Here is a 14,355-nt window from a genome sequence, read left to right as displayed (position 1 = left end):
TGCCCACAGGAGTTGAGGGCTGAGTACAAAGTAGGGAGAAAAATTAGAATCGGCACCCTAAGAACAGCACAATGAGCCTCCAGCCAATGCGGCGCGCAGTCGCAGATCAGGCCAGGGCTTTATCCAGGGCCTTCTCGATTTCGGACTTGATGGTGCCACTCATGGCCGACATCAACAGGCCCAGTTCCACTTCAATCCTTAACGAATCCTCGGCCACTTTCAGCGTGCCTTTGACGCCGGAACGCTTGAGGTTCAACGTGTCGCCAGACCAAGATGGCTCCAGGCCATATTGTTCCTTGAGTTTATGCGCCAACTTCTCGGCTTTCGCCCTGGCAGCTTCCTTACCCAGTGCGTGGGCACGTTCAATCTGTATGCGGGCCATTTGAATGACTCCTCGTTATAAAGACGTATTGAGCACCCTGCTCACCCGCCATGCGGCAAAAGGTCTCGGCGGCCACCTATCTTACCTTCAGCCTTGCCAAGACAAAGCATGCCTTGGGGATTAGAATGCCCCCATTCTCTTTTGGTGACAGCGATATGACTGATCAGCGCAAAGGCAGCGATGCCGAACCCACCACTCACTTCGGCTTCAAGAACGTCCCGGAAAGCCAGAAAGCGGAAAAAGTCGCTGAAGTGTTCCACTCCGTGGCCGCCAAGTACGACCTGATGAACGACGTGCTGTCGGGCGGCATGCACCGCCTGTGGAAACGTTTCACCATCGAGTTGTCCGGCGTGCGCACCGGCAACCGGGTGCTGGATATCGCCGGTGGCACCGGCGACCTGGCCGCCAAGTTCTCCAAGCTCGTTGGCCCCACCGGCCAGGTGGTATTGGCGGACATCAACGGCTCGATGCTCAAGGTGGGCCGCGATCGCCTACTGGACAAGGGCGTGGCGGGTAATATCGAGTTCGTCCAGGCCGACGCTGAAAAGCTGCCATTCCCCGACAACCATTTCGACTGCGTGACCATCGCCTTCGGCCTGCGCAACGTGACCCACAAGGAAGACGCCCTGCGCTCGATGCTGCGGGTGCTCAAGCCCGGTGGTCGCCTGCTGGTGCTGGAGTTCTCCAAGCCGACCAACGCGCTGATGTCCAAGGTCTACGACACCTACTCGTTCGCCTTCATGCCGTTGATGGGCAAGCTGATCACCAATGATGCCGAGAGCTATCGCTACCTGGCCGAGTCGATCCGCATGCACCCCAACCAGGAAACCCTGAAGTCGATGATGGTCGAGGCCGGCTTCGACCGCGTGACCTATCACAACATGACCTCCGGTATCGTCGCCCTGCATCGCGGCATCAAGCCCTGATGTTGTTCACGGGCCTTCTCGCCAGTGTCGAACACGGCCTCAACCGTGTCCTGCGCCTGGACAGCACCGCCCTGGCACGGCTGGCGCACCTGAACGGCAAGATCATTGCCGTCGATTGCACCAGCCCGGCCTTGCAGCTGTTTATCCTGCCCAGCGATGAAGGCCTGATGCTCGCCGCGCACTGGGCCGCCGATGCCGACTGCACCCTGCGTGCACCGGCGGCGAGCCTGCTGCGCCTGGCCTTGAGCCGTGACAAGACCGCGATCCTGCACGGCCCCGAGGTGACCCTTGAAGGCGACAGCGCGGTGCTGATGGACCTGGCCGCCGTGCTGCAAGACTTGGAGCTGGACTGGGAATACGAGCTGTCGCGCTGGCTCGGCCCGGTGGCCACCCAGTTGATCAGCGGGCACCTGCGCAGCCGTTCGCGCTGGTACCAGCAGGGTTTCGCCAGTCTCAATCAGAACCTCGCCGAATACCTGAGCGAAGAATCGCGCACCCTCGTCGGACAACGGGAAGCCGAAGCGCGCTTTCGTGAACTCGACCAGGCCAAACTCGACCTGGAACGGCTTGAGGCGCGCTTCGAGCGCCTGAACCGCTCCCTTGATCCAAGCGATAACGCATGAAGCTGCTCGCCGTCCGCCGTCTGTTCCGAATCCAACGCGTCGTCATTCGCTACCGCCTCGATGACCTGCTGTTCGCCCTGCCGCTGCCGTGGTTGTTGCTGGCAGTGCGCTACGTGCTGCCGTGGCGCTGGTTCCCGCGCAAGACCCTGGACCTGAGCCGTGGCGCACGCCTGCGCCTGGCCTTGCAGGACCTGGGGCCGATCTTCATCAAGTTCGGGCAGATCCTGTCGACCCGTCGGGACCTGCTGCCCGAGGATATCGCCGACGAGCTGATGCTGTTGCAGGACCGCGTGCCGCCGTTCGACTCACAGCAGTCGATGAAGCTGATCGAAGAACAGCTGGGCAAGAAAATCAGCGAAGTGTTCAGCCGTTTCGACGTCGAGCCCCTGGCCTCGGCCTCGGTTGCCCAGGTGCACGCCGCCCAGCTTAAAACCGGCGAAGAGGTGGTGGTCAAGGTGATCCGCCCTGGCCTCAAGCCGATCATCGGCCAGGACCTGGCCTGGCTGTTCATTCTGGCCCGCGCCGCCGAGCGCTTCTCTGCCGATGCGCGCCTGTTGCACCCGGTGGATGTGGTCGCCGACTACGAAAAAACCATCTACGACGAACTCGACCTGTTGCGTGAAGCAGCCAACGCCAGCCAGCTCAAGCGCAACTTCGAAGGCTCGCCACTGCTGTACGTGCCGCAGGTCTATTGGGACTGGTGCCGGCCAAAGGTGCTGGTGATGGAGCGCATCTACGGCGTGCAGGTCACGGATCTGGCGACCCTGGCCGACCAGCGCACCGACATGAAGATGCTCGCCGAGCGTGGTGTGGAGATTTTCTTCACCCAGGTGTTTCGCGACAGCTTCTTCCACGCCGACATGCACCCCGGCAATATCTTCGTCAGCACGGTAAATCCATGGAGCCCGCAGTACATCGCGATCGACTGCGGCATCGTCGGCAGCCTCACCCCCGAGGACCAGGACTACCTGGCGCGCAACCTGTTTGCCTTCTTCAAGCGTGACTACCGGCGCGTGGCGCAATTGCACATCGATTCGGGCTGGGTGCCGGCCGAAACCAAGCTCAATGAGTTCGAGGCAGCAATCCGCACCGTGTGCGAGCCGATCTTCGAAAAACCGTTAAAAGATATTTCATTCGGCCAGGTACTGATGCGCCTGTTCCAGACCGCGCGACGCTTCAATATGGAAGTGCAGCCGCAACTGGTGCTGCTGCAAAAGACCCTGCTCAATATCGAAGGCCTGGGCCGCCAGCTGTACCCGGACCTGGACCTGTGGAACACCGCGCAACCGTTCCTCGAACGCTGGATGCGCGAGCGCGTCAGCCCGAAAACCCTGCTGGGCAACCTGCAAAGCCAGGTCGAGCAGCTACCGCACCTGGCCAACATGACCCGCGACCTGCTCGAGCGCATGTCCCAGCCCCACGCCAAGGACCCGGCGCCGCCGTGGCACCAGCGCAAGGACGACTGGTTCCTGCGCCTGCTGGGCGCGGCGCACCTGGGCGGTGGCGCGGTGCTCGCAGCCGGTGGGCCGTTGAACGAGCTGGGCCATTGGCCGGCCGGGATCATGGTCGCCGTGGGTCTTTATCTGGTCGTGCGTCGATAGGCCGACCGGTTATACACTGTTGCACATTGCCGGGGCGGGTCGCGCACGGCTGTCGGAGTCGAAGATGAAAGACTGGCTGGACGAGATCAAATGGGACAGTGACGGCCTGGTGCCGGCCATTGCCCAGGACCACAAGACCGGGCGCATCCTGATGATGGCCTGGATGAACCGCGAGGCCCTGAGCCTGACTGCCGCCGAGCAGCGTGCCATCTACTGGTCACGTTCCCGTGGCAAACTGTGGCGCAAGGGCGAAGAGTCCGGGCATGTACAAAAGCTGCACGAAATGCGCCTGGACTGCGACGCCGACGTGATCGTGCTGATGGTCGAGCAAGTCGGCGACATCGCCTGTCATACCGGCCGCCACAGCTGCTTCTACCGAGTGTTCGAGAACGGCGCGTGGAAAACCGTCGAGCCGGTGCTCAAAGACCCGCACGCCATTTACTCGGCAGGACATTGAACATGAGCGATACCCTGAACCGTGTGGCCCAGGTGCTGGAGGACCGCAAAGGTGCGGACGCCGACAGCTCCTATGTCGCCAGCCTGTACCACAAGGGCCTGAACAAGATTCTGGAAAAACTCGGCGAAGAATCCGTCGAGACCATCATCGCCGCCAAGGATGCCGAAATCAGCGGCGATTACAGCGATGTCATCTATGAGACCGCTGACTTGTGGTTCCATAGCCTGGTCATGCTCGCCCAACTGGGGCAGCACCCACAGGCCGTGCTGGATGAACTGGACCGTCGCTTCGGCTTGTCCGGGCACGCCGAAAAGGCCTCGCGCCCGTCCGCCTGAATAACTTTCTGACTGAGGAATTGCAGCATGGGCATTTTTGACTGGAAACACTGGATCGTCATTCTCGTAGTGGTCGTCCTGGTGTTCGGTACCAAGAAACTGAAGAACCTGGGCACTGATGTCGGCGAATCCATCAAGGGCTTTCGCAAGGCCATGAACGACGACGAAAAACCGGCCGATACCGGCGCCACCCCGGTTCCACCGGCGCAACCTGTACACCCGCAGGCGGCACAGCCGATCACCGAGCGTCGCACCTTCGACGTACAGGCCGAGAAAGTCGAAGAGCCGTCCCGCAAAGACTCGTGAGCACTGACTAATGTTTGGTATCAGCTTCTCTGAACTGCTGCTCGTCGGCCTCGTTGCCCTGCTGGTGCTGGGGCCTGAACGCCTGCCCGGCGCCGCGCGCACGGCCGGCCTGTGGGTCGGGCGCCTGAAACGCAGTTTCAACGCCATCAAACAGGAAGTTGAACGGGAAATCGGCGCCGACGAGATTCGCCGGCAACTGCACAACGAACACATTCTGTCCCTGGAGCAGGAAGCGCGCAAAATCCTCGCGCCCCAGCAACAGGCGCCGACACCGGTTGAGCCGGTGCCCGAGCAGAGCATTGCGCCGGTGGCCGAGACGCCCCCGATCGCCACGCCCGCTCCCCCAGCAGAGCCTGCGCCGACGCCTACCGCGTCGCCCGCTCCCCACGACCCTACATTGCCGCCGCGAGCCCCATGAGCGCTGATAAACCGGAAAACGACCAGCATATGCCGCTGGTCTCGCACCTCACCGAGTTGCGCACCCGCCTGCTGCGGTGTGTCGCGGCGATCTTCGTGATCTTTGCCGGGCTGTTTGCCTTTACCCAGCAGATCTACACCTTCGTCTCCACGCCACTGCGCGAGTACCTGCCGGTGGGCGCGACGATGATCGCCACCGACGTGTCCTCGCCGTTCCTCACGCCGCTCAAGTTGACGATGATGGTGTCGCTGTTCTTGGCGATCCCGGTGATCCTGCACCAGATCTGGGGCTTTATCGCACCGGGCCTGTACAAGCATGAAAAACGCATCGCGGTGCCGCTGTTGGTGTCGAGCATCATGCTGTTCTACACCGGCATGGCGTTCGCCTACTTCCTGGTGTTCCCACTGATCTTCAAGTTCTTCGCCGCCGCTACCCCGGCCGGTGTGGAAATGATGACCGACATCACCAGTTACCTCGACTTCGTGATGACGCTGTTCTTCGCCTTCGGCGTGGCCTTCGAGATCCCGGTGGCGGTGGTGCTGCTGGTGTGGATCGGCGTGGTCGACGTGAAGTACCTGCGCAAGATTCGCCCGTACGTGATCATCGGCTGCTTCGTGGTCGGCATGATCCTGACTCCGCCGGATATCTTCTCGCAAACCTTGCTGGCCGTGCCGATGTGGATGCTGTTTGAAATTGGCATCTTGTTTGGCAGCCTGATAAGCAAGCGCGGCGAACACCCGGATGACCAACCCGCCGATGACGACCAGCCGCCAGCGACCCAACCGTGAACCTGTTGCTGCTTGAAGAGGCCGACTTTATCGCGGCCGACCGGGTCGTGCTGCGTGACCGGCGCCTGGTGCACATGCAAGAAGTGCATCGCGCCGCGGTCGGCGACAGCCTGCGCGTGGGGCGCATTGGCGGCTTGATGGGCAATGCACAGTTGCTGCGCCTGGAAGCGGGCGAGGCCGAGCTGCAAATCAGCCTCGACCAGCCGCCACCGGCCAAGCTGCCACTGACCCTGCTGCTGGCCTTGCCACGCCCGAAAATGCTCCGTCGGGTGTTGCAGACCGTGGCGTCCATGGGTGTGCCACGGGTGGTGCTGGTCAACAGTTATCGGGTCGAGAAAAGTTTCTGGCAGACCCCGTTCCTGGAGCCCGAAGCCATCCGCGAGCAACTGATCCTCGGCCTGGAACAGGCGCGGGATACGGTGCTGCCCGAGATCGTCATCGAAAAACGCTTCAAGCCCTTCGTTGAAGACCGCCTGCCGGCCCTGGCCCAGGACACCCTGGGCCTGGTCGGGCATCCCGGCGATTACCCGGCCTGCCCACGCGGCCTGGATGAACCGGTGACCCTGGCCATCGGCCCCGAAGGTGGCTGGATTCCCTATGAAGTGGACTTGCTGGCCAAGGCCGGCTTGCAGCCGGTGCAACTGGGCGCGCGGATCCTGCGCGTAGAAACTGCCGTGACCGCCCTGCTCGCCCGCCTCTTCTAACCCCGCCCCTCCAAACACCACGGGGCTTTGTGCCGCTACAGAATCCCGCTCGCATGCCGATACCCTCAGGATAAGTCCAAGCCTTGTTCAGGGGAGTTCACCGCATGTACCGTTGGCTAGCTGAAAAACTGGGGAATGTGAGCGTCAATCGCAAGCTGAGCGTGGGCTTTGGCCTGGTCTTGGTCCTCACGCTGCTGATCACCTTCACCGGCTGGACGGGCCTGAGTGGCGTGATCAGCCGTGGCGATAAACTGGGTTTTATTTCCAGCCTCAACGAACTCACCAAAGACCTGCGCCAGGCCCGGCTGGACTATGAAATGCGCCGTGGCGAACAAGGCCCGGGGCTGGTCAACGAGCTTATGGATAAACTCGACAGCGGCCTGAAGACCGCGCGCAGCCAGATCGAGCAACCGGCCGATGTCGCCATCATCGATGAGCAGTTGGCCGCCGTCGCCAAGTATCGACAGGCCTTTGGCGCCATGGTCCAGGCCGGTGCCCACCGCGAAGATGCACGCAGCAAGCTTGGCGCTACCGCCGACAACGCCGTCGGGCGCGTCGCGGAAATCGAAAAAGTCCTGCTGCAAGGTGACAGCGTCCCCCAGTTCAACAGCGCGGTCGAACTGAGCAAGTTGATCCAGCAGGCGCGTTTCCAGGTGCGCGGCTATACCTACAGCGCCAAGGTCGAAGCTGAGCAACCGGCGCTGGATGCCATTGCCAACGCCCTGAAGAGCGCCGACAGCCTGCGCAGCCAACTGCCGGATCAATACAGCGCCAACCTGCAGGAGGCCAGCGACTCCCTCAAGGCCTACCTCGCCGCCGTCAGTCAGTTTCGCGATTCCCAGGTGGCCAGCGCCGCGGCCCTCAAGGCCATGGCCGAGCAAGGTGACCTGCTGTTCGAGCGCAGCAAAAAACTCACCGCCTCCCAAACCATCATCCGCGACGCCGACGCCGCACAGGCCAAGTTCCTGTTGATGCTGGCCACCGCCCTGGCGCTGGTCTTTGGCATGGTGGCGGCCTGGGCGATTACCCGGCAGATCGTGATTCCACTGAGCCAGACCCTCAAGGTCGCCGAGCGCGTCGCCGCCGGTGACCTGACCCATGATCTGGTTTCGCAACGCCAGGACGAATTGGGCCAACTGCAACGCGCCATGCAAAGCATGACCATGGGCCTGCGTGACCTGATCGGCGGGATCAGCGACGGCGTGACGCAAATTGCCAGCGCCGCCGAAGAGTTGTCGGCGGTTACCGAGCAGACCAGCGCCGGGGTCAACAGCCAGAAGGTGGAGACCGACCAGGTCGCCACCGCGATGAACGAAATGGCCGCCACCGTGCAGGAAGTGGCGCGCAATGCCGAGGAGGCCTCGGAAGCCGCCGTCGCCGCCGACCAACAAGCCCGCGAAGGCGACAGGGTGGTCGGCGAAGCCATCGCCCAGATCGAGCGCCTGGCCGGCGAAGTCGGCAATTCCACCGAGGCCATGGGCCATCTCAAGCGCGAAAGCGACAAGATCGGCAGCGTGCTGGACGTGATCAAGTCCGTGGCCCAGCAAACCAACCTGCTGGCACTCAACGCCGCCATTGAAGCGGCACGCGCCGGGGAAGCCGGCCGTGGCTTCGCGGTGGTGGCCGATGAGGTGCGCAGCCTGGCGCAGCGCACGCAAAAATCCACCGAAGAGATCGAAGAGCTGATCGTTGGCCTGCAAAGCGGCACCCAGCAGGTGGCGACCATCATGGACAACAGCCGTGGCCTCACCGACAGCAGCGTCGAGCTGACCCGTCGCGCCGGCAATGCCCTGGGGAACATCACCCGCACGGTCTCGGCCATCCAGGCGATGAACCAGCAGATCGCCACCGCCGCCGAGCAACAGAGCGCCGTGGCCGAAGAGATCAACCGCAGCGTGCTGAACGTACGCGATGTGTCCGAGCAGACCGCAGCAGCCAGCGAAGAGACTGCCGCCTCCAGTACCGAACTGGCGCGCCTGGGCACCCATCTGCAATCACTGGTCGGCCGCTTCCGGGTCTGACCCCTGCCCTTCGCGGCGATCCGTCCGGGTCGCCGCTCGCAGCTTGTGAAATTTCCTACACGTTTTTCAGGCCATGATCGGTACACCTGGCGCCTACGCCGACTAGCGTTCAAATGGATTCAATGTGTCCGCGCCCGTCGGCGCCCCGGCACGTCGAACGCCTTTGTTCACTTGCCGGAGGTTGGCCATGCTTCGTCGAATGACTCAACTGCTGGGTAACACCAGCGTCACTCTCAAACTGGTCCTGGGTTTTGCCTTGGTGCTGGCCCTGAGCCTTGTAATCGCCCTGACTGGCTGGCAGTCCCTCGCCGCCTCGCTCTACCGCTCACAAACCCTGACCGTGCTCGCGCAACTGGCAGTGACCGGTGAACAAGTGCGGGCCGACCGCATCGTGTACCGCACCCTGGACAACGCAACCAGCCTCAATAAATTGAGCGTCTCCATGGACGAGGTCGACGGGTACATGAGCGAGCTGTCAAACCGTCTCAAGGCGCCAAAAGCCCTGCAATACCTGCAGAGCATGGCCAGTATTTCAGGCAAGTTCAAAACCACGCTCAAGGATGTGCCCTCACTGGTCAAGCAGCGGGAAACTGCCCGCGAACAGCTGAAACAGAGCTCCATCCGTACCAGCGACAGCCTGGCGCAACTGGCCAGCGACCTGCCCGACCAGGACGACGAAAAAGCCCTCGATGCCATCGAAGCCCTGCGCCTGGCCATTGAACAAGCCGAAGACCGCGCCCTGAGCCCGGCCTGGGCGGCCAGCAGCCTGGATACCTATGCCCAGGCCGTCAGCGACGCCGAGCGCAGCCTCGAACTCGCCCAGGCGGCCGTGGAGAAACTGCCCGTGGACAACAGCGCATTGAAAAATGCCGTGCTCAGCCTGCGCACCCATCTGGCACGCCTGCGCGATACCCAGCTCACCACCGAAACGGCGCAAAACGAGTTGGAGCAGCAGCTGGATCAACTGCTGGTGCAGAGTGACCTGTTGAGCCAGGACCAGACCCAGCGCCGCAATCGGGAAGCCGAACAGGCCCGCACCCAGACGCTCGCCATTACCGCTGCGGCTGTGCTCTTTGGCGCCCTGGCCGCCTGGATAATCGCCGGGCAGATCGTCAAGCCACTGCGCAGGGCCCTGGCCGTGGCCAATCGCATTGCCGACGGCGACCTCAGCCACGATGTGCAGACCCGGCGCCGCGATGAGCTGGGCCAGTTGCAATGCAGCATGGCGCAAATGACCCTGAACCTGCGGGGGCTGATTGGCAGCATCAGCGACAATGCCCGGCAGATCGCCAGCGCCGCCGAGGAGTTGTCGGCCGTCACCGAGCAAACCCGGGCGGGCGTGAATAATCAGCGTGACGAAACCGAGCAGGTGGCGACCGCCATGAACCAGATGCTCGCCACCGCCCAGGAAGTCGCGCGGCATGCCGAACAGGCCTCGATTGCCGCCAGCCAGGCCAACCAGCAGACCGAACTGGGCGACCAGGTGGTGACGGATGCGGTGGCGCACATTGAACACCTGGCCCACGAGATGGCGCGCTCCAGCCAGGCGATGCTGGGCCTGCAACGGGAAAGCCAGAAGATCGGCAGCGTGCTGGAGGTGATCAAGTCGGTGTCCCAGCAGACCAACCTGCTGGCGCTCAATGCGGCGATCGAGGCCGCACGCGCAGGTGAAGCCGGCCAGGGATTTGCCGTGGTGGCCGACGAAGTACGCAGCCTTGCCCAGCGCACCCAACAGTCCGCCGAGGAAATCGAAGAACTGATCGGCGGCTTGCACAGCGGCACGCAACAGGTCGCCGACATCATGGACAACAGCCGCGCCCTGACCGACCGCAGCGTCGGCCTGACGCGCAATGCCGGCGACGCCCTGACGGAAATCGCGCGCACCGTGCTGGTCATCCAGGAAATGAACCCACAGATCGCCGCCGCCGCCGAACAGCAAAGTGCGGTGGCCGAGGAGATCAATCGCAGCGTGTTGAAGGTCAGGGATGTGTCGGAGCAAACCGCCGCTGCCAGCGAACAGACGGCGGCGGCGAGTATTGAATTGGCACGGCTGGGCACGAATCTTCAGCAGTGCGTAGGCAAGTTCAAGGTCTGAACCTGCCCCCGTGGGTTACAGAACCTGGCGCAGGAACGCCTGTGCCCGTGGGTCCTTCGGTGCATCAAAGAACTGCGCGGGTGCAGCGTCTTCCAACAGTTTGCCGTGATCGAAGAACAGCACCCGGTCTGCCACTTCACGGGCAAAGCCCATTTCGTGGGTCACGCAGACCATGGTCATGCCTTCCAGGGCCAGGGTCTTCATGACGTCCAGCACTTCGCCGACCATTTCCGGGTCCAGTGCCGAGGTGGGCTCGTCAAACAACATGACCTTGGGTTCCATGGCCAGCGCCCGGGCAATCGCCACGCGCTGTTGCTGGCCACCCGAGAGCCGCGAGGGGAACTCGTTGGCTTTTTGGGCGATGCCGACCTTTTCCAGCAATGCCAGGGCCTTGGCCTCGCGCTCCTTCTTGCCGCGCTTGCGCACGACTTTCTGCGCCAGGCACAGGTTTTCCAGCACGGTCATGTGCGGGAACAGGTTGAAATGCTGGAACACCATGCCGACTTCCCGGCGATAGGCGTTCACGTCGGTCTTGGGGTCGGCCAGTTGCAGGCCATCAATGCTCACCGAGCCCGAATCGAACTCTTCCAGGCCGTTGAGGCAGCGCAGGAACGTCGATTTGCCGGAGCCGGACGGGCCGATCACCACCAGCACCTCGCCCTTGGCTACCTGGGTGGTGACGTGATCCACCGCGCGCACCACGTGCCCACGGGTGTCGAAGACTTTTACCAGATCGCGCACTTCAATCACTTTGGGCGAGCCTCCGCTCAAGCCGGCTGGCCATTTTCGACAGCGGCAGGTTGATCAGCAGGTACAGGCCTGCGACACAGAACAGGATTTCAAACGGCGAGAACGAGGTGGTGATGACCTCGCGACCGCTCTTGAGCAGCTCGGTAATGGCGATCACCGACACCAACGAGGTGTCCTTGACCAGACTGATAAATTGCCCGGCCAACGGCGGCAGCACGCGCTTGAAGGCCTGCGGCAGCACCACATGGCGCATCGACTGGCAGGCGCTCAAGCCCAGGGAGCGGGCAGCTTCGCCTTGGCCACGGGCAATCGACTGCACGCCGGCACGCACGATTTCGGCCACGTAGGCGCCGGTAAACAGCGACAGCGCGGCGATGCCGGCGAACTCGCGCGACAGGTTCAGCACCGTGCCGATGAAAAAGTAGAAAATGAAGATCTGTACCAATAGCGGCGTACCGCGTACCAGTTCGACATAGATCGTCGACAGATCGCGCAAGGTCGGATTATTCGACAAACGACACAGGCCGGTTGCCAGGCCGATGAACAAGCCCAATACCCCCGAGACCAGCGACAGCCACAGGGTGGTCCACAACCCCCACATCAATGGGCCCAGCGCCCAGTGCCGGGTCACACCGATCACATCGCCCTCGGCCACATCGTCGCCACGGGCCACTTGCAGGCTGTTTTCGGCCACCGTCAGGTGCTGTTCGGCGCCGGCGTCGTTGCGCAGGGTGACTTGCGCCACGTCGCCCTTGCGCACCAACTCGACCACCGTGGAAATATCCGCCGCCCGCTTGGACTCTTCAGCCTGGTAGGCGAAGTATTGCGGCACGCGGTTCCAGCGCCATTCGTAGGACATCAGCGAGGTGGCGTAGTACAACGCGCCGGCCATGCCGACCAGCACCAGCACGGTCAGCAGGTGCCAGGGCCATTGGGCTTTTTTCTGTTTCATTGCGGGTTCCGGGATGTGTATCGGCTGTCAGGCCGCCATCGCGGGCAAGCCCGCTCCCACACTGGAATGCATTCCAAATGTGGGAGCGGGCTTGCCCGCGATGGGCGCGACGCGGTTTCTAGCTTATTCCATGTCCTTGAGCCACTCGGAGCTCTTGAACCACTTGTCATGGATGCGATCGTAGGTGCCGTCGTTGCGGATCTGGTGCAGGAAGTTATTGATGAAGTTGATGCTGTCGTAGTCGCCCTTCTTCAAACCGAATGCCAGCGGCTCGTAGGTGAAGGGTTCTTCGAGGTACACCAGCTTGCCATTGCCGACTTTTTTCTCGGCAACCACGTTGTACGGCGCGTCGTAGACAAAGGCGTCGGCCTTGCCGTTGACCACGTCGAGCACACCTTCCTGCTCGTTGTCGTAGCCGTGGTACTTGGCCTTGGAGATCAGCTTCTTGGCCACCATCTCACCCGTAGTGCCGAGTTTGGAGGTCAGGCGGTACTTCTCGTCATTCAGGTCTTTGTAGGACTTGATGGTGCCTTCCAGTTCCTTGCGGATCAGCAGGGTCTGGCCAACCACGATGAAGGGTTCGCTGAAGTTCAGGCGCAGGTTGCGTTCCTGGGTCAGGGTCATGCCGCTGCCGATCATGTCGAACTTGCCGGTGAGGAAGGCTGGGATGATGCCGTCGTAACCGGTGGAGACCAGTTCCAGCTTGACCCCCATGGACTTGGCCATCGCCTTGAGCAGGTCGACTTCAAAACCAATGATTTCGCCACGCTTGTTGGTCATCTCAAACGGCATGTAGGTCGGATCCATGCCGACTTTCAAGGTGCCGCGCTTGACCGCTTCGTCAATCGCACCGGCCTGGGCCGTATTGACTGCCAGCAGGGCCGTAACGCCGAGCATCAGCATCGAAAGATACTTTTTCATCACCAAGTCCCCTGACTCATTTTATTTTGATGCAGGCCTTCACAGGGCTGCACTATTTCTTCGGGGAGCGATGCTAACCCACTCGCCCACCGGCACAAAGGTCTAGCCGGGATTTGTTGGCGGATATGACAGAAAAACCCCACAAAACCCCGGAGAAAAGCGCAGTTAGACGGCTTGACCTGACGGGTAAGCCCCCAGGAGTTATGTAAGCAGTTGTGACCATCATTCGATCTCCGACAACCAGTCCGTGTCCCGAAACCACTTGTCATGCAGCCGATCGTAGGTGCCGTCCTGGGCTATCTGATTAAGGAAGTGATTGATCCAGTTCAGGCTATCGTAATCGCCCTTTGGCAATCCAAACGCCAGGGGTTCGTAGGTGAAGGGCTGCTCCAGGGCCAGCAGTTCGCGGTTTTGCGGCTTGGCCAGGGCAATCAGGTTATAGGGCGCATCATGGATAAAGGCATCAACCCTCCCGTCGACCAACTGGCGCACGCCTTCCTCCTCCGTGGCAAAGCTGCGCAGTTGCGCAGCCCCCAGGAAGCGCCGCGCCGCCGCTTCGCCGGTGGTGCCGTCTGCGGCAGCAATCCGATAGCCGGCTTCGTTCAGGTCTTCAATGCTGCTGACTTTGCCGGCCAGGCGCGGGTGCAGCAGTACGGTCTGGCCAACGATGATGAACGAGTCGCTGAAGTTGAGCTTGAGGTTGCGCTCCTGGGTTACGGTCATACCGCTGCCGATCATGTCGAAGCGGCCGCCCAGCAGGCCCGGGATCAGCTCGGTATAGGCCACCGGCACCCATTCCAGCGCCACCCCCAGGGCATTGCTCATTTCTTCGAGCAGGTCAGCTTCAAAGCCGATAACACGCCCCTGTTTGTCGGTCATTTCAAAGGGCACGTAGTTGGGGTCGGTCCCCACTTTCAAGACCCCGCGCCGCACGGCCTCATCAATGGCGCCCGCGTGCGCCATCTGTACCTGTAGCAACGCGACAATACCCAGCAGTATCGACCAGTAACCCTTGATCATGAAAAGCCCCTTTTTCATTAAGCAGCCGCGTACCGTGCGTTGCGGGTCTAGCGCAA

Annotated in this window: 16 protein-coding genes; 11 read left to right on the top strand and 5 right to left on the bottom strand. The window is 62.0% G+C overall.

Annotation, left to right across the window (positions count from 1 at the left end; translation table 11 throughout):
• Positions 1-106: 106 nt before the first annotated feature.
• On the bottom strand, positions 107-382 hold the full coding sequence (locus HBO05_RS10015; RefSeq protein ID WP_032862236.1) for a polyhydroxyalkanoic acid system family protein: 276 nt from the start codon (positions 380-382) through the stop codon (positions 107-109).
• 155 nt (positions 383-537) lie between these two features.
• Between HBO05_RS10015 and ubiE the strand changes: the two genes are divergently transcribed.
• The 11 genes from ubiE to HBO05_RS09960 all read left to right on the top strand — a co-directional run bounded on the left by ubiE (position 538) and on the right by HBO05_RS09960 (position 10,656).
• Positions 538-1,308 carry a bifunctional demethylmenaquinone methyltransferase/2-methoxy-6-polyprenyl-1,4-benzoquinol methylase UbiE gene (gene ubiE, locus HBO05_RS10010; protein ID WP_003209306.1) on the top strand — a complete coding sequence of 257 codons (771 nt, stop codon included), beginning with the start codon at positions 538-540 and terminating at the stop codon, positions 1,306-1,308.
• A complete protein-coding gene (locus HBO05_RS10005) occupies positions 1,308-1,931 on the top strand; it encodes an SCP2 sterol-binding domain-containing protein (protein WP_172312514.1) in 624 nt (207 codons plus the stop codon). The genes ubiE and HBO05_RS10005 overlap by 1 nt, the downstream gene beginning before the upstream one ends.
• A complete protein-coding gene (ubiB, locus tag HBO05_RS10000; RefSeq protein ID WP_169952416.1) occupies positions 1,928-3,532 on the top strand; it encodes a ubiquinone biosynthesis regulatory protein kinase UbiB in 1,605 nt (534 codons plus the stop codon). Before HBO05_RS10005 ends, ubiB begins: the two co-directional genes overlap by 4 nt.
• A gap of 64 nt (positions 3,533-3,596) precedes the next feature.
• Positions 3,597-3,989 (top strand): phosphoribosyl-AMP cyclohydrolase, encoded by a 393-nt coding sequence (hisI, locus tag HBO05_RS09995; protein WP_169952418.1) that lies wholly within the window; start codon positions 3,597-3,599, stop codon positions 3,987-3,989.
• 2 nt (positions 3,990-3,991) lie between these two features.
• Positions 3,992-4,324, top strand: coding sequence for a phosphoribosyl-ATP diphosphatase (locus tag HBO05_RS09990; RefSeq protein ID WP_029295998.1), 333 nt, complete (start codon positions 3,992-3,994; stop codon positions 4,322-4,324).
• A gap of 27 nt (positions 4,325-4,351) precedes the next feature.
• The gene (locus HBO05_RS09985) at positions 4,352-4,630 is read left to right on the top strand and encodes a twin-arginine translocase TatA/TatE family subunit (protein ID WP_170042383.1); all 279 of its coding nucleotides are present in this window, start codon (positions 4,352-4,354) and stop codon (positions 4,628-4,630) included.
• Positions 4,631-4,640: 10 nt separating this feature from the next.
• Complete coding sequence (gene tatB / locus HBO05_RS09980; RefSeq protein WP_172312512.1) at positions 4,641-5,048, top strand: Sec-independent protein translocase protein TatB; 408 nt, start codon at positions 4,641-4,643, stop codon at positions 5,046-5,048.
• Positions 5,045-5,836, top strand: coding sequence for a twin-arginine translocase subunit TatC (gene tatC, locus HBO05_RS09975; RefSeq protein WP_170058129.1), 792 nt, complete (start codon positions 5,045-5,047; stop codon positions 5,834-5,836). The genes tatB and tatC overlap by 4 nt, the downstream gene beginning before the upstream one ends.
• Entirely contained in the window at positions 5,833-6,540 is a 708-nt protein-coding gene (locus HBO05_RS09970) for a 16S rRNA (uracil(1498)-N(3))-methyltransferase (RefSeq protein WP_172312510.1), read from the top strand. Before tatC ends, HBO05_RS09970 begins: the two co-directional genes overlap by 4 nt.
• A 104-nt stretch (positions 6,541-6,644) precedes the next feature.
• Positions 6,645-8,561 (top strand): methyl-accepting chemotaxis protein, encoded by a 1,917-nt coding sequence (locus tag HBO05_RS09965; protein WP_169955677.1) that lies wholly within the window; start codon positions 6,645-6,647, stop codon positions 8,559-8,561.
• A gap of 187 nt (positions 8,562-8,748) precedes the next feature.
• Positions 8,749-10,656 (top strand): methyl-accepting chemotaxis protein, encoded by a 1,908-nt coding sequence (locus HBO05_RS09960; protein WP_172312508.1) that lies wholly within the window; start codon positions 8,749-8,751, stop codon positions 10,654-10,656.
• A gap of 15 nt (positions 10,657-10,671) precedes the next feature.
• Here HBO05_RS09960 and HBO05_RS09955 read toward each other — a convergent pair whose 3' ends face one another.
• The 4 genes from HBO05_RS09955 to HBO05_RS09940 all read right to left on the bottom strand — a co-directional run bounded on the left by HBO05_RS09955 (position 10,672) and on the right by HBO05_RS09940 (position 14,299).
• Positions 10,672-11,406, bottom strand: coding sequence for an amino acid ABC transporter ATP-binding protein (locus HBO05_RS09955; protein WP_057437198.1), 735 nt, complete (start codon positions 11,404-11,406; stop codon positions 10,672-10,674).
• Positions 11,399-12,358: an amino acid ABC transporter permease gene (locus tag HBO05_RS09950; protein WP_172312506.1), complete on the bottom strand. Its 960-nt coding sequence runs from the start codon at positions 12,356-12,358 to the stop codon at positions 11,399-11,401. Before HBO05_RS09950 ends, HBO05_RS09955 begins: the two co-directional genes overlap by 8 nt.
• A gap of 123 nt (positions 12,359-12,481) precedes the next feature.
• A complete protein-coding gene (locus HBO05_RS09945) occupies positions 12,482-13,279 on the bottom strand; it encodes a transporter substrate-binding domain-containing protein (RefSeq protein ID WP_032862246.1) in 798 nt (265 codons plus the stop codon).
• Between the two features lie 222 nt (positions 13,280-13,501).
• Complete coding sequence (locus HBO05_RS09940) at positions 13,502-14,299, bottom strand: transporter substrate-binding domain-containing protein (protein WP_172312504.1); 798 nt, start codon at positions 14,297-14,299, stop codon at positions 13,502-13,504.
• Positions 14,300-14,355 lie beyond the last annotated feature (56 nt).

The sequence above is a fragment of the Pseudomonas sp. WS 5079 genome, from assembly GCF_012985465.1.
Taxonomy (GTDB): domain Bacteria; phylum Pseudomonadota; class Gammaproteobacteria; order Pseudomonadales; family Pseudomonadaceae; genus Aquipseudomonas.
This window is presented reverse-complemented; position numbering and strand designations above follow the sequence as displayed.